The organism is Allorhizobium sp. nf9_anc (genome assembly GCF_056323085.1).
The window spans coordinates 257,847-276,868 of record NZ_JBWHZM010000002.1 but is presented as its reverse complement, the minus strand read 5'-3'; the positions used below and the strand labels follow the sequence as shown (position 1 = coordinate 276,868).

Annotated in this window: 16 protein-coding genes; 4 read left to right on the top strand and 12 right to left on the bottom strand. The window is 52.6% G+C overall.

The annotated features are described in order from the left end of the window. Positions 1-3 precede the first annotated feature (3 nt). Both AC02Y0_RS23360 and AC02Y0_RS23355 read right to left on the bottom strand, forming a co-directional pair. Positions 4-1,035, bottom strand: coding sequence for an ABC transporter substrate-binding protein (locus tag AC02Y0_RS23360; RefSeq protein ID WP_476384392.1), 1,032 nt, complete (start codon positions 1,033-1,035; stop codon positions 4-6). Between the two features lie 170 nt (positions 1,036-1,205). After that, the gene (locus AC02Y0_RS23355) at positions 1,206-1,448 is read right to left on the bottom strand and encodes a helix-turn-helix domain-containing protein (protein WP_476384250.1); all 243 of its coding nucleotides are present in this window, start codon (positions 1,446-1,448) and stop codon (positions 1,206-1,208) included. A 97-nt stretch (positions 1,449-1,545) separates the two neighbouring features. Here AC02Y0_RS23355 and AC02Y0_RS23350 point away from each other — a divergent pair, with 97 nt between their 5' ends. Both AC02Y0_RS23350 and AC02Y0_RS23345 read left to right on the top strand, forming a co-directional pair. Beyond that, on the top strand, positions 1,546-2,466 hold the full coding sequence (locus AC02Y0_RS23350) for a LysR family transcriptional regulator (RefSeq protein ID WP_476384249.1): 921 nt from the start codon (positions 1,546-1,548) through the stop codon (positions 2,464-2,466). A gap of 165 nt (positions 2,467-2,631) precedes the next feature. After that, the gene (locus tag AC02Y0_RS23345; RefSeq protein ID WP_476384248.1) at positions 2,632-3,402 is read left to right on the top strand and encodes a DUF6030 family protein; all 771 of its coding nucleotides are present in this window, start codon (positions 2,632-2,634) and stop codon (positions 3,400-3,402) included. A gap of 120 nt (positions 3,403-3,522) precedes the next feature. Here the strand turns inward: AC02Y0_RS23345 and AC02Y0_RS23340 are convergent, their stop codons facing one another. Continuing rightward, the gene (locus AC02Y0_RS23340; protein WP_476384247.1) at positions 3,523-5,001 is read right to left on the bottom strand and encodes a lipopolysaccharide biosynthesis protein; all 1,479 of its coding nucleotides are present in this window, start codon (positions 4,999-5,001) and stop codon (positions 3,523-3,525) included. Between the two features lie 779 nt (positions 5,002-5,780). Here AC02Y0_RS23340 and AC02Y0_RS23335 point away from each other — a divergent pair. Next, a complete protein-coding gene (locus tag AC02Y0_RS23335; protein WP_476384246.1) occupies positions 5,781-6,737 on the top strand; it encodes a polysaccharide pyruvyl transferase family protein in 957 nt (318 codons plus the stop codon). A 200-nt stretch (positions 6,738-6,937) separates the two neighbouring features. On the opposite strand, the gene AC02Y0_RS23330 is transcribed toward AC02Y0_RS23335, so the two are convergent. The 9 genes from AC02Y0_RS23330 to AC02Y0_RS23290 all read right to left on the bottom strand — a co-directional run bounded on the left by AC02Y0_RS23330 (position 6,938) and on the right by AC02Y0_RS23290 (position 18,603). After that, the gene (locus tag AC02Y0_RS23330) at positions 6,938-7,984 is read right to left on the bottom strand and encodes a glycosyltransferase family 2 protein (protein WP_476384245.1); all 1,047 of its coding nucleotides are present in this window, start codon (positions 7,982-7,984) and stop codon (positions 6,938-6,940) included. Between the two features lie 57 nt (positions 7,985-8,041). Further along, entirely contained in the window at positions 8,042-8,767 is a 726-nt protein-coding gene (locus AC02Y0_RS23325) for a hypothetical protein (protein ID WP_476384244.1), read from the bottom strand. 5 nt (positions 8,768-8,772) lie between these two features. Continuing rightward, positions 8,773-11,055, bottom strand: coding sequence for a polysaccharide biosynthesis tyrosine autokinase (locus AC02Y0_RS23320; protein WP_476384243.1), 2,283 nt, complete (start codon positions 11,053-11,055; stop codon positions 8,773-8,775). A 44-nt stretch (positions 11,056-11,099) separates the two neighbouring features. Beyond that, on the bottom strand, positions 11,100-11,747 hold the full coding sequence (locus AC02Y0_RS23315) for a hypothetical protein (protein WP_476384242.1): 648 nt from the start codon (positions 11,745-11,747) through the stop codon (positions 11,100-11,102). Between the two features lie 101 nt (positions 11,748-11,848). Beyond that, positions 11,849-13,207 carry a polysaccharide biosynthesis/export family protein gene (locus AC02Y0_RS23310; RefSeq protein ID WP_476384241.1) on the bottom strand — a complete coding sequence of 453 codons (1,359 nt, stop codon included), beginning with the start codon at positions 13,205-13,207 and terminating at the stop codon, positions 11,849-11,851. Then, positions 13,194-14,630: an O-antigen ligase family protein gene (locus tag AC02Y0_RS23305; protein WP_476384240.1), complete on the bottom strand. Its 1,437-nt coding sequence runs from the start codon at positions 14,628-14,630 to the stop codon at positions 13,194-13,196. Before AC02Y0_RS23305 ends, AC02Y0_RS23310 begins: the two co-directional genes overlap by 14 nt. Positions 14,631-15,160: 530 nt before the next feature. After that, positions 15,161-16,231 carry a glycosyltransferase family 4 protein gene (locus AC02Y0_RS23300; RefSeq protein ID WP_476384239.1) on the bottom strand — a complete coding sequence of 357 codons (1,071 nt, stop codon included), beginning with the start codon at positions 16,229-16,231 and terminating at the stop codon, positions 15,161-15,163. Between the two features lie 258 nt (positions 16,232-16,489). After that, positions 16,490-17,545: a nucleotidyltransferase family protein gene (locus AC02Y0_RS23295; RefSeq protein ID WP_476384238.1), complete on the bottom strand. Its 1,056-nt coding sequence runs from the start codon at positions 17,543-17,545 to the stop codon at positions 16,490-16,492. A 29-nt stretch (positions 17,546-17,574) separates the two neighbouring features. Beyond that, positions 17,575-18,603, bottom strand: coding sequence for a glycosyltransferase family 2 protein (locus tag AC02Y0_RS23290; RefSeq protein ID WP_476384237.1), 1,029 nt, complete (start codon positions 18,601-18,603; stop codon positions 17,575-17,577). A 204-nt stretch (positions 18,604-18,807) separates the two neighbouring features. On the opposite strand from AC02Y0_RS23290, the gene AC02Y0_RS23285 reads away from it, so the two are divergent. Beyond that, entirely contained in the window at positions 18,808-18,957 is a 150-nt protein-coding gene (locus AC02Y0_RS23285) for a lasso RiPP family leader peptide-containing protein (protein ID WP_476384236.1), read from the top strand. Positions 18,958-19,022: the final 65 nt, after the last annotated feature.

Here is a 19,022-nt window from a genome sequence, read left to right as displayed (position 1 = left end):
AATTCACCTCGCCGCCGGAACGACGTCCCGATCCCAGCGCTCAGACCATTCGGCCATGCGCTCGGCCATAAGAGCCAGGTCGGGCAACAGAAGTGCATCGAGCTCGGCCTCCGTGATCTGACGATCGCGAAGCTCCTCAGGCACGACAATATCCGTCCTTGCGCTGCCGACGCGGTATCCCGCGACCCAGGCTTCCTGGCTGGATTTCCGAAGGAAGAAATCGATGAAGCGATAGGCCGCTTCCTTGTTCTCCGCACCAACGGGCACGCTGAGCGTAGCAATCAGCGGGATCGTGCCCTCGGAAGGCCGGACGTAGTCGACAGGCGCACCGGCGTCGACCAGCAACTGCGCCCGTCCATTCCAGAAGGGCATGGCCCAGACCGACCCATCCTTGATGTAGCTTTCTAGAATTGCTGATGACTGCTCGAAGCCGATCGATTGCCGGGCAACGCTGGCCATGGCGGCAAAACCCGGGTCGAGATTATCCACGAGCCCGCCGCCATTCATGACCGACATCACCTGCAGGAGATTGACCGCCATAACATTCTGAAACGTCGGCAGGATCACACGCCCATATAGAGCAGGATCCAGCAACAGATTCCACGACGATGGAACTCCAGCCACCTGATCCGTCCGATAAAGCAACGACATGTATTGCACTTCATGGACCGCACCACAGGGCCCAGCGACGGCCGACAGTCGCGATGACACAGCAGAAAGCTCGCCAACCACATCAACGGACAGCTTCTCCAGCAGCCCTTCCTGGCACCCTTGCAATGCCTGGGAAGCCGTCATCACGACGACATCAAAGCCCGGGCGTCCGCCGGTGGCCTTGATCTTCGCATAGTCCTGCGAGGAGGACCCGACTGCATCATAGACGACACGAATACCTGTCTCCGCCTCGAAAGGCTCAATGATCCGTGAGCGGATGATTTCCTCATAGGGGCCGCCGTAGCTGTTCAAAATCAGCTGATCGGCCAAAGCTCCATCCGCTGGTCCGGCAATCCCAATCAACGGAAAAAGACCGACAATCATACGTCGCATGCCCATGGCAGTTCTCACTCTCTTCTGGTTGTTCCCGGAGAGAAAGTGCTGCGACTACGAAGCAAATTCTAATTGATGACCCAGAGGATTGATCTACGGACGGCATAGAAACTCGAACGCAGGGTTAGCGGCTGCGTCTAACGATCAAGCAGTATCTGAGTTCAAGCCTTCATCGACTGCACTTCTCGCAACATCTCGAATGGGTCGAACTGTAAGACCTCAGCAAGCTGCAAAAATTCGATAACGTCCACCCGCCTTTGTCCACTCTCCAATCGCGCCACGAACGACTGATATTGGCCGAGATTGCGCGCCAACTCCATCTGCGTCAGACCGACTTCTAAACGCCTTGAGACAAGGCGTTTGACCAAAAACTCGTGTCTTTTTGTGCCAAGTGTTTTTACCACAATTGCTCACCAATCGTTGTGATGAGCTCTTTGACTATATCTGAAAATCAGTTATCTTAAATTCAGATATTTTCTCGGGTCTCGATGGAGCCTTGACATGGAACTCCGCCAGCTTTCCTACTTTGTCGCTGTCGCCGAGGAGTTGCACTTCGGTCGTGCCGCCATGCGCGTGAACATTGCTCAGCCGGCGCTGAGCACGCAGGTACTGGCGCTCGAGAAGGGGCTTGGCGTGCAGTTGCTGACGCGCTCGACGCGCAAGGTCGAACTCACGCGGGCAGGGGAGGTGTTTTATGATCGCTGTGTCAGGATGCTAGGGGAGCTTGATCTCTCAGCAGAGATGGCGCGTACAGCAGGGGGCAGGACTATGCGCGAGATCCGGATCGGGACGATCTATCCGGCAACGACGGGTGTGCTGCCGGCGTTTCTGGCCCGGATTGGCCGGAAGTTCCCCGATATCCGCCTGCATGTGTCGAATGGTTCGACTTCCGACATCATCCGACAGCTGGAATGCGGCAAACTGAACCTCGGCTTCATCCGACCGGTCGAGAACATCGGGTCATTGCGCTTCTTCTCGATTGCTCATGAGCGATATCTGCTCGCGGTACCGATGGGAAATCCGCTTGCATCAAGAACTGAGGTGACGATCGATGATCTTAAGGCTGAAAAGATCATAGCATTCAAGCGTCAGAACCTCTCCTATACGGAGCGCTATTTCGCTGAGACGTTTGACGAGTATGGGTTGAATGACAATGTCGCCTATACCTGTGACGACACCTTCTCGCTGATCTCGCTTGTGTCGTCAGGCCTTGGTGTCGGCTTTGCACCGGAATGGACAGTAAATCTGCCGGGCCGGAACGTGGTGCTGAAGAAGGTCAAGGGCATCGATCTGAAGATCGGGCTCGGTGTTGCCTGGAGCAAGGACGATCCGACCGCCGCCCGAGATGACATTATCGACATCGCTCGGACACTTGGACGATCGCGCGATCAGAAGTTCCCAATCACCCCAGCCTCGAAATAGTCGTCCGGGCCGTAAAAGGCCGAAATGCCGCTTGACGCCAGGGGAGAATGGCCAACGAGATCAACCGGATTCGTGGGCACCAGGCTGTTACTGACTGGAACTTCCCGTCCATGCAGGCTATAGCACGCGTAATGTGCTGAACCAGTAACGAGCGTGCGAGCGGGCGTGAATTCTGAACCACACCGTCACCCAACCGAACGAAGCCACGTCCACATCGCGCCCATAGCGCTCTGGAGTGCCGCGGTATTCTTCGCTATTGCGGCCACAATCCTGTTTGCAAACGATCAAAGAAATTTTCGCTTGCTGACCGAGTTAGTCCTAGGTCCGAAGTCGGCCGTATCTCCTGAGCCGCCAGCTACGACACAATCTCAATCGCCAGAACCAGCACCTAACCGGCCGCAACTGCTTGAAATACCATCGACCAACACCATGCCGCTTGTGCGGTTGGCGAGCGCAGAAAACAGATGCAGATCACTGACACTGACCGATCAGGAACTTCCTGTGTACACCGAGACTGATAGGTTCTCTCAATGCATGGTGCTCTACCGCGATGGCGGCAGCCAAGCATCGACATCAGTTTTCATACAGATCCAGACAGACCAAACAGGTATGGTGAATTCATTTCGTCTGAAGTTCAACACGCAAGGAATAGCATCGAAAACGCTAGTATCAGAAGGGCTCAAATTTCTCCAACGCTTCGGTGGGTTTTTCCTAAAGACCGAGGAATTCATCTCAGTCCTTTCGAACCGAATTGCAAGATGGGAGAAATTCCAAATGATTTTGGGGCCCTATGTTGTCGAGATGAACCAAGAGCATATTGATCCGACCCGTTTCAATGTCATCGGGCGTCTCCATCACGCCAAGATTTCAACCGGCGATATATGGCGGGAGCAGCAAGGCAGTACACTTCAGAAAGGGCAAAACTCAAGTCAATAATGCAAACTTTCCGCAGATGTCTTAACAATATCTGTACGCGCTGCCGATTTAAAACACCAAGTGCTTCAAATTTATGAAGTTGCGACATGCAAAGCTGATATTTTACGTCCTGGATACTGGTTATGGATCTGATAGAGGAACCGCGGACTTCGCACGCTTGCTCAGCATTTGCTTTAGAGTATGGATAAGCCGACGTTCAAACAGCAAAGACAGAACACCATAGATAAGCCCCCCGAGGGCAGTACCAGCAACGATCTGCAGAAGCGGGTGGGAGATCAATTGTCCGTAATTCTCTAGAACATAGCGCAATACAAGTGCCATCACGATTGCCGACAACATCGGGCGATTAGTTAATGCGAAGCTACCCAGCGGCGCCCGATCCGCGTAATGCACGACCCAAGAGTAGGCGACCAACACCAAGGCGTTTACGACACATAGCGCGATCATCGCATCAATGAGACCTCCATGGATAGCCGCGTATGCAACCGCGCCCGTTGTCCCGAGAGCGCGCAATAGAGCCCACCAGAATAGGACATCGCCTCGGCCTATCCCCTTCAAATATGGGATATATGTACTGCAGGGTGTCAGAATGCCTTTTGATAGCGCCAACAAAGCAAGCACTGGCCACGCGTCCGCCCACTGTTGACCAAAAAGCAGGCGCATACTGGGTTCCGCAAGCGCCCAAAGCCCGAACATCATTGGCGCGAGCAACGCAGTGGTTACTTGGGTGCTAAGAGTCAATGCCTGTAGGCGACGTTCACGATCGTCTAACATACTGCTAAATGCAGGGAAAAGAACCCCCATGACGCCGGACAGGACGACTTGATTAGGTATACTCGCGAACCGGTTAGCAGCAGAATAGGCACCGGCATCAGCCAATCCGAGATACCGTGAAATGATTATCATCGGGGATTGGAAAGTGATGAAATTGGCAATTTCAGATCCCATCATGCCAAGGCTAAAGCGCCCAAGCACGTAGACGGCGCGAAAACGAAAAACTAGCTTCGGACGGTAATGCGTCACCGCAAAGAGGCCGGCAAGGCGTATGAGTGAGGCACAAAAAAGTTGGGCAATTAGCGCCCAAACCCCAAAGTCCATCAATGCGAGGCCAACTGCAATGAGTGCGGCAGATGCTTCGGATATCATGCTCCACATGGCATCACGGGCGAACTGCATACGTCTTGCTAACAAGGCATATGCCACATCTCCTGTGAGTTGAAGCGGTATCAGCAAACTCATAATGCGAAGAAGGTCACCGGCCTCCGGTGCACCTAGTAGAGAGGCAAGATAGTCAGCCCAAACATACAGGCCGAATGCCATACCTATAGAAATCAAAAAATTGGTCCAGAAAACGGAGTGGACCATCACCATATCTTCATCGCGCTGGATGATCAGGCCCGAAGCGAAACCCGCGCCTCCGATCATGGCCAGAAACTGCACCAACGTGAGCGCGACAGCCACCGCGCCAAACTCCTCTGGCGAAAGTATCCGTGCCAAGATGGGCACAGTTACAAATTTGAGCCCGAATGTCCCGGCCTTCGAGAGAACGCTCCATCCGACGTTGCGTGTCACAGAATTGGCGTCCACTGATGAAGGCATAAACGAAACCTGAGGGTTGTAAGGAATAAATGCCCGGCATATAAGGCACCGTACGGATTGGTGACACGCTATATCGTTAATGTAGATGTAGTGGCAACGGAGAAGATGTGGCTGTTTGTGATTAGCGCTCCAAACCCCTGTCTCGAGACCCAACGACACGCCCAAAATGGCAGGCGCGTCTATAGTAACTGATACTGCATGGGTACATTGCATCTCTTAACATGATCAAAAAAGCCAAGAAATTTCCAGACGCGAAAGACTGCGACAGAAAGTATCATTCGACAGTCAATGTTAATCGCTCAGAAGCGGCCTTCGGGCGCATCAACTTTGAATTCTGTCGCAAAATTTACTTCAACTTAACATGCCATGCGCGCACCGAGTCTCGGAACGGGCATTTTTGTGTGCTGCATACAAAACGTTGTCCAGCTTCAGCAAACAAGCGTTTGAATGTTGACCCAATTAAGTTTGTACGGCTTACCCGTCCAGATGAGCCCGGCACCGCACAGACAGCAACGCCGTGTCGGCACCAGCAATCATTTTGCATTGACCAAATCCAACTGTCTATATGGTTGCAATGAGGCCGAGCGATTTTATGTTTTTGATAGGATCAATTATCTATAAAGAGGCAAGAGCAGCACAGAGACATTACCTTGACTGAAACAAGCAATCACAAGGCAGTAATTAGGGAATTCTCGCTCAAAGCCTAGAATTGCAATTTGCTAACACCGCTTATCACAAGACCATGTCCAATCGATTTTGGGCACACTCGGGAGTGCATCATGATACCGTATTACTGGGAATCGCATCACGGCAATTTTGGCGATGACCTGAATCTTTGGCTTTGGGATTACCTGCTGCCAGGATTCCGTGACACTCATCCGGAAACCCTTCTAGTTGGCGTTGGCACTGTTTTAAACTCGGCCTTGCTACCAAGCGAAGGCCACAAACTGGTTGTCGGAAGCGGTTACGGCTACGGTAAACTGCCTGATTTATCTGACCGTTCGAAGTGGGATATACGATGCGTGCGGGGACCACTCACCGCAGCGCAAGCGGGCCTTCCCCCTGACATGGGCATCATCGATCCAGCTGTCATGGTAGCGGAGATGCCAGAATTTATGCATCTGCCGAAGATTTATCGCAAAAGCTTTGTTCCACATTGGGAATCAGCGATCGCAGGCGCTTGGCCGGCGATTTGCGAGACAATAGGACTTCATTACATCGATCCACGAGGCGAAGCGAAGCACGTGATTCGTGAGATTGCCCAGTCAGAGACGATTGTCGCAGAATCTATGCACGGCGCCATCCTAGCTGACGCATTTCGTGTGCCGTGGGTTGCAGTAACTACCTCAAGCAGCATCAATAGCTTCAAATGGAATGACTGGGCGGCCACCCTTGCAGTTTCATATTCACCGCGGAGGGTGCCAATCTCCTCTCGTGCTGAGGCACAGACTAAAGGGGCGCGTTTCTGGGGTATCGAGTTCAGCAATGAACGGGCACCCGCTCCCACAGTCCAGAAGGGTTCACAGTTAGATAGTGGGCTGGGCGTAAGTGGAGAAACACCTAAGCAAGGCAAGGTACGCTTAGCGGTTAAGCAGGCGCTTGCTGCACCGTCGACTTTAGCGCTTTGGAATGCGAGCCGAGCTCAGCCTATATTGAGCTCGGATGCTATACTTTCAGAACGCAAAGCTCGGTTCTTAGACGTCATTGAGGGAGTTCGACGTGACTATCACCTCTGAGCCCCCCCATAGGTTGAAGCCCCCCCCAAACAAGCCGGATCTTCGATCTTTTTTAAGATTAGCACCCAAGCAGAAGATCTTGAACTACCGTAATTAAGCTTTTCCGATGTAGACAGTAATCCGAGATCTTAAACTTGAATTTTTTGCTCGTTAAAATTTCACTTTTACAGCCTATTGGAAAATACCATTTGACACCGAGCTCAGAACTTTTTCGCATCTGGGTGACGATCCAAAGCAACGGACAAAGCAAGAAACGGGATCGCAAGCGGATATGTAGGATTAGAATTGCAAAACCTATAAAACGATTCCGATAGAAATTCTTGCCTCTTAAATAACGCTCGCATAACAAGATACGCGTAAGCACGTTTATACTTGTCACGAGTTGAAGCCGCGGCTTTCTTATTGCTTTTTGTTAAGTTTGAAAGGCGAGTAATTTTGTCACCGAAAAGCGCTAAGTTGCATATCCTATCAAGTGTTTCGATTTTATTCCAATCGAAAGACGAAAAGAAGATGTTTACGCCCCTTCCGCACTCAACATTGCACGACCACGAGATGGCAATACGCGCTCCCGCGATTACCAGTTCGATCCAAAACATCCTGTCTTCACCTGCAGACCTCAGTTCCAGATCGAACCGTACTCGTGAGACAGTCTCTGCTCGCAGCACAACACAGGAAGTATGGCAAAGACATGTCTCAATCATCTCATCCTTGAGGGCCAACTTAGGGAACCCTAGATACATACCATCTTCGGGAACCCAATCAGCCCTAGATCTGATCGATGCGGCTCGGTCGATCAAAACTTCCAATTCTGAGTGGTAGCTCAAGTAAGCACCGTCTCGGCGATTGTCACAGAAGTAGAAGTCGTAACCTTCGTCCAACGCGACTAACGCATCCTTGATGTGTCCACTTAACCAGATATCGTCAGAGTCCAGAAATGCTACGAATTCGTAGCAACCTCGCTCTTCCACCATTCTGAGACCGTTGTTACGCGCCGCACCGGGCCCGCCATTTGCCTGGACGTTAATGACGAAGTTGAACTGTCCGCTGGTTTCGATATCGTCCATTTCAAGATAGGCCGGATGCGGCGACGCATCGTCGATAACGAACACGTCAACTGAAACGTCGTCTGCAAGCTGCTGTTGAAGCACGCTTACTAACGCGCGACGAAGTATGCCTGGCTCACGTTGAAAATAGGGAATTATCACTGCAACTTTGCGCTGTTTCAACGTCATAACGATCACACCCATCTCATCTTACAATTAACTATCTCAGCAACACACCAACTACGGCAACCAACTAAATGGTCATGGATCACTAGGTTCAAGAGGAAATAAGTTCGACCCCATGCCGACTAGGCGGGCTTTTTTCTCTTCTGGAAGCGTCAGAACCACGGACCTGACGAGCGGCAATACAGGTCCACTAAACTTCGCTTTTATAGCTTCGATGTCGTGTCTACGACCATAAGAAAGCAAGCGAGCAAGATCAGCAGTGAGCGTGGCCTCCTCAACTCCATGCTCGGTCACATCCATTTTCCGCCAAACCTCGAATCTAGCCAAAATGACGTGTATCTGAGCAGGAGAAAGCTCAACCGATCGACTCATCAATTCAGCAGTTTCGGCCGGCAAAGACACTGCAGCCTGGCGCAGCATTGCCAACCTGCCCCAGAGGTTCCCGTCTGCTGGGAAACAGCCGATGGCATCTTCGACAACCGCAGAGGCCCTCTCAATGCCACGGGCCCACTCTTCATAGTTTTCCGTTTCATCAAGTCGATCGAGATAATGGAGATGGACAGTGAGCACGTCAGACAAGATGTCACTTCGGCATGACACCATGTCGTTGTCTGTTCCAAGATCAGTCGCAATTTTCGAGAGAACGTGCGAGTCAATTGGATCGTCTTTCCGAAGCCGGTCCGCCAGCACGGAAACCGATGAAAGCTCAATGGACTTGCCTAACTCCGCTGTCGCAATCGCCCCCGACAACAACCCCACGCAAACCAAAATTGCCCGGCTCAGGTGGACAGCCTTGGTCAATTTCGTCAGGCTCCGTCTTGGTAGTATGACCGATAGCGTGCTGCGTAGTATTCGCTCGATCCGTATTCGCTATAGAGCTTCATTTTCTTCTGATCGACCTTGCTCAAAACGACCCCGACGCATTTCTGCATGACGTCAGAATTTGCATCCATATTGCTTCTCACGACCGAGCGGGATGTCTTGCCCCATTCAATGACGTAAACGAAGCTGTCGATATTCGGTACCATGACCTTGGCATCAATGACTGGCGCCAGAGGCGGAAGGTCCACAACGATGTAGTCGAATTTGGTCCGGGCGCTGGACATGAATTTTTCCATACCCTCAGAGCGTAGAAGTTCTGATGAATGAGGAAGTCTACGCCAGGAAACCGTTGGGATGAAAGCAAGTTTGCTCTTCGGGTCCAGCATAACAACGTCCTTGACGTCGCGTCCCTCGGTAATGACTTCAAGCAACCCCGCGTCCGCATGTCTCGCGATGGACCGGGTCGCGCCCGGATTACGCAAATCAGCATCCACCAGAAGTACACGGGCTCCCTGCGCCGCGAGCAACTGAGCGAAATTGATTGCAAACGTCGACTTGCCTTCTCCGGGTAAGCTTGAGACAATCCCCACAACCCGGCAAGCCAAGGACGAATTATCAAGATCCACGGCGAACTTCGTAGCTCTCAGTGTTTCGGCCAATCCCGAGCGCGGATTGTCGCTGCTGAAGGACGTTAGGGTTGAAAGGTGCCTGATATGACGCTTGTGCTCTCCTTCGCCAGCCAGCACGTTTGACGCTTCGATCAACGGAACCGGCCCGAGATAGTCAACGTCCAGCAGCTTCTTGACCTGATCCGCGGTCCGGAAGAATCGATCCTGAAGCTCCCTGTATGCGCCGATCGCCCCACCGGTCATGGCGCCGAGCAGAAGGAAGATGACCAGCGCCTGCTTTTTCTTAGGCGAGCTCGGACCTGTCGGTACGGAGGCACGACTGATGACGCGCGCATCGGTCACCGGGAAGGACTGCTGCTGCAGGGCTTCCTGATGACGCTGCAAGAAGGTTTCATAGAGATTACGGTAGGTATCGGCTGTCCGCTGAAGCTCACGCAGTTCAACCTGCTTCTCACCAGCAAGAGCGCTCACGCCACGCGCAGCATCAACGCTTTCTTGCATCGATTTTTCACGGGCTTCAGCAACATTCAATTCGTTTCTGTAGCTTTCAGCGATACGCCGGAGCTCTTGAAGCATCAAACTCTGATACTCCTGCATTTCTTCCCGAAGACGAACGGCCTGCACGTGATCTGGCCCTAAGCGCCTTGATATCTCCGACTCCAGCTTCGACGCATCAAGGTACTTACGGCGGAGCTCATTCGAGATGGAACTTTGAAGAACATCGTCGACCGTCGCATCGGTTGCGCCAGATTCCAATATCTTGGTTATCTGCTCCAAGCGTGCTTTCGCCCGGGCGGTATCGGTTCGCATTCCCACCAGCTGACTGTTCAGCTCTGAAAGCTGCTGGTCACTCACCAATCTGTCACCTGCAACTACCAAGCCGTTATCTGAGCGGAACTTTTGCACGGCCAGGTCAGAGGCCCGCGCCTGTTCACGTAGCTCATCGATCCTTTCGAACAACCAGTCGCTTGCACGCCGCGTTGCTTCGTATTTCGAGTTCAGCTTGTCCAGCAGGTACGCGTCAGCAATTGCATTCGCGATGTCAGATGAGAATTCCGGGACGGGCGACACGAATGAAATCCGGATCACATAAGTACGCCCCACGCGCTCGACGCTCGTGCCGGCAATCACCTTGGTTATTGCCGCTTGACGCCGAGACGCCTTCTCTGCAGCACTAAGTACCTCCTCATCAGCAAACCATGAGGCAGGATCTGTTATCAATCGGAGTCCGTTGAGCACCTTGGTCGGCAAGCTCACGTCCTGCGCCAGAAATACATCATTTTCTGCCAGTTTCTGCTTGTCGACCACGTATCCAGCAATAGTGTCGGATCTTAAAAGCTCCAGCTGGCTGAGGATGGACGCTTCATCATCCACAGAGCTGCCGATTGCAGAAAGTTGGTTGACGATGTCGCTCTTGTTGCGATCGATCAGCACCGTGGTCGCCGCTGTGTAGAGCGGCACCGCTGAAAAGATGTAAACAAAACCAAGAAGCAGCGAGACCAGCCCACAGCCTGCAGCTATGCGCCACTGACGCCGAACAAACGAAAAAATCTGGTCAACCGAAGCTGAGATGTCAGCCTGCGGATCGCTTGCGCCTGTGCGCTTGCCTGAGGAATACAGGTTATCTGGAGACAGCAACTATTATATCCCCGCTAGTGAAACGCTTGACGCCGCCATCAGCCTCACTGGACTGGGCTAACGACGACGATCGTATCGCCGGTAGAGAACAGTGACCGGGCAGCCGACAACGAAACAGCGTCAGCCGATTGCGCTACGGCATCGTCACCGGACAGGCCACCGGAAAATGGGCCAGCCAATCCACCAGCGCCCAGTCCGGCCGCTGGAGCGCCACCGCCCGCAGCCCCACCGGCCCCGGCTACTGCAGCAGTCTGGACTTCTTCGGACGCAGCAAGAAAAGCCGTAATCACCTCGGCGGCTTCTATGCTTGCTACCTGTTCCTGAATGAATGCTGCATAGAGCGGGTTAGGTCGCGCACAGGCGCGCGCAGCGCGTGCAAGGCCCGAACCGATCGCGGCACGCTGCTCGATGTTGGCCGAGGGAACCAAGGAAACAACAGCCTGCACAGCTGCGCCACTTGACCCCGCGAGCGCACGAACACGGCTGGACATCGGCAATCCTCCAGCAGGATTATCGACCAGCAATCCGTTAGGATTTCCGATGAAAGCAGAAATTTCATTGTCGGGCAGTTTTGCCGGAGAGACGAAGCAAGCCGAGGGGACCCCTTGAGAAGAAGCTTCACCATGCCCGAGGAACACGAGCCCTCCGGATACCAGCATCAACAGACCCGAGATTCGACTAAGTTTTGCCAACTTCAAACTCCTGGCCAACACTACAACGCAGAAATAACACGTTGCACGCTACATGCAATCATTACACGATTTTAGAGTTAAGCGGTACCGGCTGGCATCACTCAATCCGTCAACTGCTCAACAGCGGTACGGGCGTTGGCTGCATCAGTTGCAACACCAGACACCGTCGTGGAAACATTGTTTATGATGCTGAGGAATTTGGTCAATTCTACAGCGTCAGCATTCGAAACGTAGAGAATATCCTTGTCCTGCATTGCAAATTGCTGGGCAGCGAAGAATGCTGACGGATCGCGCAAATTCGCGCGGAAGATCACAGGTATCTTCTCCTCGGAGAACTTTGCAACATCAACACCAAGGTGCTGCAACACAGAACGGTCAACCATCCTGTAGAGAGCGACCTGGGCGGGATCAGCCCGACCGTCAAGCAATCCACCTGTTTTTGCAAGTGCTTCCGCAAGCGTCAAAGACGTCTCTTCAAAGTCGAAACGACCATTGGTTCCCGCTGCACCGAAGGCGGTGAACGTGCGGCGCTCCCGATTCACAAATACCGTGTCGCCAGGGGCCAGGAAAATGTTTTCCGCCGGCGAATTTGACAGCTTGGTGTAAGAGACGGTTGCAGTTCGACCGCGCCGTTGCAGCGTAACGTAGGTCTCTATGCCTGGCGAAGAGATACCACCTGCAGTGGCCACGACGTCCAGGACGCGCTCTCCGGCGGCCGTAATCGAGACCTTTTGCGGCTCGTTCACATCGCCCAGCACTGACACCTGATTCGACCGGCTAGAGGTTACCGTGATCAGGGCCTGCGGTTCGATCGCACGATTGGCTAGCATCTCCTCGATTTCCGTTTCGACCTGCTCCTTAGGTCGACCCGCTGCGGGGATCCTGCCTGCATAGGGCACGGTAATCGTACCATTGCTGTCGATCTGTTGCGGAGGAAGGGTAATGAAGTTACCCGGTCGACTTCCAGCATCGGCAGGAATGAACAGGCCACCGGCCTGCGCCTCAAAGATCGATATTTCGACAGTGTCACCAGCACCAAGAGGAATATTTGGAGCAGCCCCACGCCCACCGCCAAAACCATCCTTCAAAGAAGTGACAGGCTCAACCTTGAAAAACGGCAATATCGCTTTGCTGATGTCGATTAGGGCATAGTCTATGCCCACGCGCTTATCTTGACTCTCAACCTTGACTGCAGCCGCGCCATCAATGGCCCTGTGTGCGGGACCAGATGCCGATAGGGCATTGCACCCACTCAACATCGCAACGCTGGCCAAAAGAGATATATGAGTCTTTGTTACCGTCATCAGCCCGCCCATTCTTGTCTTCGTCCTATGCCATGCATTGGGTAGCGCCACCAGTCGGGCGGAGATGGTTTTTCCACAAGGGTATCGAATAGATGGATCCATGTTGTTGTTTAGCAACAATACAACATAAAGGTTAAATACATCAAAAAGATGCATCAGCGCGAGCGGCTGCGGGCTTAATGACTGGCGTCTGGCTTTTGCCACGACCGAGCGACAAGACCACCAATGGTGCAAGTATCGCGGCAAAGTATAGGTTGAAACCAGGTATTTGGAGAGAAAAATCTACCATCGAGTGTGACAGGACCAGAATCACTGCGGCAAGGCCAGCTGCCGGATAGATTCTTTCGCGCTTCCTTTGGCGCATTCCGACGCTGAAAGCTCTCGTTAATGTCCAGATTGCGATGAACAGCAAAGGCAAGAAAACAATTCCAAGTCCAAGCATTCCCTCCAAATAGAAATTGTGAGCTCTCTCCCATATTCCGTCGAGACCGCATGACGCTGGTTGATATGGTGCAAAGCTCTGGGTGAATGTGCCGAATCCTGTCCCAAAAAGCCAGTTTTCACGAATAGCCTGAATGACGGCCGGATAGATACAAAACCGTGCATCATCGGCGATGCCGGCGGCGAGCCTGATCTGCGCGAGACCTGTAAATAGCGACGCAAAGACCAGCAGCACCGCCATGCCTCCAAGCATAACAAGCCACCTCGGCACCACCCGGCCGGATCGTTTGGACGAAAACCGAGTCAGCTCGGGACGGATCCAAGAGTGGAAACAAAAAAGGCAAGCCATAGCAACAAGCGAACTGGCGATGCCAGCGCGTGACGAAGTGAGAACGAGGCCCAGAGCACACGCGGCGCAAAGAATTACATGTAGGACATTCAAGACGATGAGTCGGCGCAAGCGAGGACTTATTTTCTCTCCAGATAGCCAGCGCCACATCCCCGCGATCGTTTGCCGATCTGCTTTTCGAATGATCTGAGCGACTAGCATAATGGTAACAAGGCCGATGAATGTTGCGGCAGTGTTTCTATTGACGAAGGTCCCAGTGAAACTTCCGAAATAATGCTCTCTCTGCCAAATCAGCAAGGCATTGGGTTCGACCAGAAAAAGGACCAGTGTGCCGAAAACGAGCAGTCCGCCGCCTGTGACCAAACGGTCAATCATCGTCCTGGCTGATTGATCGTCCCTGCAAACAAGCAGACCGCAGCAGAATAAAAGGAGGGGATTTGTAATGGCCACGACCGAGGCGATTGTGTCGGCTGGCGCAAGCGATACAAAGCTTGAACTAAGGCCAGATACTTCCGCGGCTTTCGCCCAGATATCAATGACATGTAAGCTCCAGGCAGGAACATGGGCCTGCAGCAGAATGTACAAGCTCAGAAATCCAGCGATTGCGGCTGCACCATTGAAAACCCAGTATGTTGCTGCGATAGGTCGACCATTGGCCGCAGCAAGGAGTACAGTGAGAGCAACCAGCACCGCCAGCCCCATCTGAGCCTCGACGGCGACGGCCCCTTTCATGGACAGCGCAAGCAGCGGTATTGCAAGCACCAAAGCCCGTGAAATGCTGGCAAACATGAGGTCCCTGCCGGATATGTCGTTACCGCGTCTAGGCGGCGACAAGGCCACCACGCGGCCCTTAGTTCACCCGCCCTTTCTCGCACATAGACTTTTGAAAAACCGGATCTCGGATACGGCGCCTGAGCTTAGGTTGCGGCATCACAGAATGTGAAAACATGGACTTGCAGAGCAGCTATCGCACGCTCGCTGTGTGGACATGATCAACCTCCGGATCACTACCCATCGCAAACACGAAGCCAGCATATATGATGGCCCCCCAAATCAAAAACGAAACCTGGATGACGACCAGAAAGGACTTTAGACGGAAACTCATAACACTCTCCCTCATTGATCGAGTGTACAAAGGACCGCCTAAAACATCATTAAGAGGCGCTGCCTAGATTTCTGCAATACAGTACACACAGTTGACAGGAGAGTTCATCTGATAGGACAGAATTCGGCTGTCAGACGACACGCCGTCTTCGGCCGAAACCGGTCGCACAAGCCAATTGTGTGCGCAGACGAGTACGAAGAGGATGCATTTTTGGCTATGCATGAGATAGCTGTTCGTAGGTTTCGTCCCAGAAAGTCGCCGCAGTTTCGGCATCAAACTGGCTCTTTGTACGAAGATATGCCTGTTTTGCCATATCGACATAAAGGCTCGGCGAGGAAAAAAGATGCTCGAGTCTCGAGAGCGCATCAACGGCTATACGGTCAACCTCGGAATGGAACGCGGCTATGAATTCTGGATCATCTCGTCGGTCGAAATCCCAACTCCAATCGGATCGGCCAGGGGCCTTTGCTCCATCGACAATCAGACCACACTCATCATCGACGATCTCCGGAAGTGCTCCCTGACGAGTCACGAGTACTGGTTTGGCGAGCGACATCGCCTCAATGACGCTGTAGCCGAATGTGTCACTAAAAGTCGGAAGAAGCCCCATATGTGCGTTCTTCAGCAAATTCATGACGTCCGCGTTTGGCAGAGCCAGGTGATGCTCCACATTCTCCAGTGTCAGCAGTTTCAAGTATCTATCAAAGCAATCGACACCTAAAGGATCAGACCATATCGCTCCGCCGCACTGTAAATCGGACACGATGGCAAACTCAAACGGGAGTTTTCGCCTGAGAGAAAGCTCCGCCATTCTCAGGACAACGCAGCCACCCTTTCGAGCGAAATGATTGCCGACAAACAAAAATCTGAAAGGGCCTCCCGTCACGAACTCTGTATTCAAGTTTTCGTAGGCGGGGAGCGGTAGGTTCGGATATCTTGTCGTCAGCTTCTTTAATAGTAAAGCCTGGTCGGAACTGGGAAGTGAAGCCGCTTCAACTTGTTCGACAAAACTATCGCGCGCAAATAGCGATATCGCAACGATCCCTCTGCACCGGTCGGAAACGAGAGACGACCACAGATGTCGCTCCAGACGATGAGGCAGGCCACCAAACATGCGGGGAAGGTGGGACTCAAAACCTATGACAAATTTTTTCCGGCCCAAAGGTATCCGGTTGAACGCATGAATCAGATCACAACGACTGGTCTCGAGCGGCGGAAACAAGGTGAAGCCATCGAAGCTTGAATTGACGCGGTTGAAAGGTACAAAACTGCATCGCTTGATCATGTGCCTTGAGGCTCTAGGACCATTGAAAGTCCAAGGGTATCTGGTCGGTGCAACAATTTTAAGCATCGAAAGTAACTCATTACGTTGTCTCGATATACTATAGACTTTGGCACAACCATACATGGTTAGCAAACACCATTTAACGAACTGGTAACTATTGCATGCCGGACTTCTCGTTTAACCACTCGGGTGCAAGTGACCAGGCCGCATTTGGCGAGCAACGCGGTCCCGCATCAGCGCCTGCCAGGCATCTTGGATTCAAGAATGCGAGGAACGCCTCAGTATTTCTGAGGATGCCAGGTTCCAAACCTCGTGCAGGTAGCCTGCGGCGTGACCGGCATGGAGGTGCTTTAGCAATTCTCGGCGTCTGGGCAACTCAGCTTCAGAAAACTGTCCAGGAAACACAGCTGCCACCAAGTCTCCGTCAGCCATATGAATACCCTGCCGAGTCGTCCAATCCTTTCTACCTTCGACCGGGCCGAATAGAACGCCGGCGGTGTGAAGTGAGAGGTTCAGAACGGGCCTAAGTGAATGCGGAAGATTGGTAAGCGCATCATCATTACAGCTATGATCGTACTTCTTTGCCAACGCCAGAATATCCATAAGATAACAGAGAGCCGGCTGGCGATTGATAAGGGCCTTGGCGAAGTTTATCAGCAAGATCGCATATGAATCCGTCGGGCATGGCACCTTGAGTTCACAACCGAGGAATCTTGCAGACTTCGACCGTCTGATAATGCCGCCGATATCATCATATCTCGGAATTCCGGGCTGCTTTATACCCTTATGCAAATCCACATTGCGGTTACCCTCTTCATCATCGAAATGAAGTTCTTCCAGAAAATGCTCCCACCAGAATCCATTGCCATGATGGCGACGCTTCAGCCCTTTCGACTTTAGTGCCTCAGCTGCGGACCTGAAATCGTTTTCGTCCACGAGGATATCTGCATCACAGGAGAGGCGATAGAATGGATTGCCGTAAAGAAACCATTGAAAGACGGTACCCTTGAAGTGCACGCAGTCGATGCCAGCGCCACGCATGGCACTCTGAGCGATAAGAACCGAAGCCGCGGAGTGGGCATTCTTAGCCTTTTTGAATTCCTCGAAATGCCGCAGACTGACTTTTGCATCCTCAGAAATTTCTATCACTCCATCATCGGCAGCCTTACAAACCAAGGCTTCCGCCTTGTTACCGATCGCGGTAATCATCAGCTCCTGGTCTACTGTCCGAAATGACGGCTTTTGCGATTTGTCGAGCGAATAGCGGCAAACCTCAATGAGGTCATCTACAGTTCTGTGCCTGGCTGCCGTCATGGGTGGCTTCTCCATCCCGAGAGTAGAGATCACGCAGCCCCCCTAGAACAATCATCAAGCGCTTTGGACCGATACTGCTCCCGTTTGCTTCGGATAAGCTGGGTGAGAAAACCCACAGCCCATGAAAAATGCATCAGAATAGCAGCGGGCAACACAATCAATCCTGCCGCCGATCGATTCTTGATTGTAAGATGGAGCGAAACGACAAAGAGCGCTCCGAGATAAGCCACGGGCAAAGCTGCGGCGAGAAGGCTCGGATCGAGCAGAAACCACAGACCGCTCAAAAGCACAGCGACCGAATTGGCCGGGACCAGCAATTGCCGCAGACGCAGGGATTCTGGGTGACGCAGGACGGTCCGTGACCTCCCGCGCCCATAACTAAAGTACTGACGCCCAAGAGCGGCAAGCGTCCTGCGAGGAAAATATGAAATACGGTGGTCGCTGTCCATATAGATGCGTCCTCCGCTTTTTCTCAGACGGCAATCATACTCAGCATCTTCGTTGTGCGTAAACGTTTCGTCGTAGCCGCCGAGCTCGAGGAACCGATCCAGACGAAATGCTGCGTGATGCCCATGATCGACATAGCCGCTTTTCGTCCCTCCGCGGTGAGCGGAGCCGCCGGATCCGACAGGCGTGTCAGAGAGCCAGGCTATAGCACACGAGACATAGTTGCTACCGACCGAATCCATGGGAACAACAACTGAGTCAGCACCTGTCGACAACAAAGTAGTGGCAACGCCGTGCAGGAAGCCGTGTCTGTAGCCGCTATGGGCATCGCAACGGATCATGATTGCGCAATGCTTCCATTCATTCGCTGCCATATTGACCGCGACACTCTGGATGCGCCTCTCGTTGTGGCGCAAGTATACGAATGGGAACCGGCTGCTCATTTGCTTCACGATCTCGACCGTACCGTCTGTGCTGCCGCCATCAACAACAGCAATATCGAACTCAAAAAAAATAGTACGTTCCATTGCAAGGAGTTCGATCAACTTTGCGATGTTCGCCGCTTCGTTCAGCGTCGGAATGATCACGATAACCTGCGGGAGTTTACTCATTGTTTCTGCCTGCGATTTCGGGGGTGCACACGCTTTTTACGTGTTTTCCTTTAGTGGCTTTCCCTAGAGTGTGCACACATTTGTTGAAATTAAGGTTTACAGCAGAAGCGAAGGTTGACTTCGCGAACAGACTCGACTCTTGCGCTGCGCCGCAGTATCAGAATAATGCTGAAATCAAGTTCAGACCTTAACAGGAGTAGAAAAATGAACAATACCCAGAAAAAGTCTTACCATGCGCCTCAGCTGACGAAAGTCGGGAGTTTCGAAACGGTTACTCAACAGAACAAAACCGGGAACTATATCGACATGACATTCACTGGCGGCACCCTAGTGGGTTCGTTAACCCTGTCCTGAGCCGTATCGGTGTAGCGGGGAGTAACACTCCCCGCTACTAACAAATTGGAAGTTAGAATGCTGTA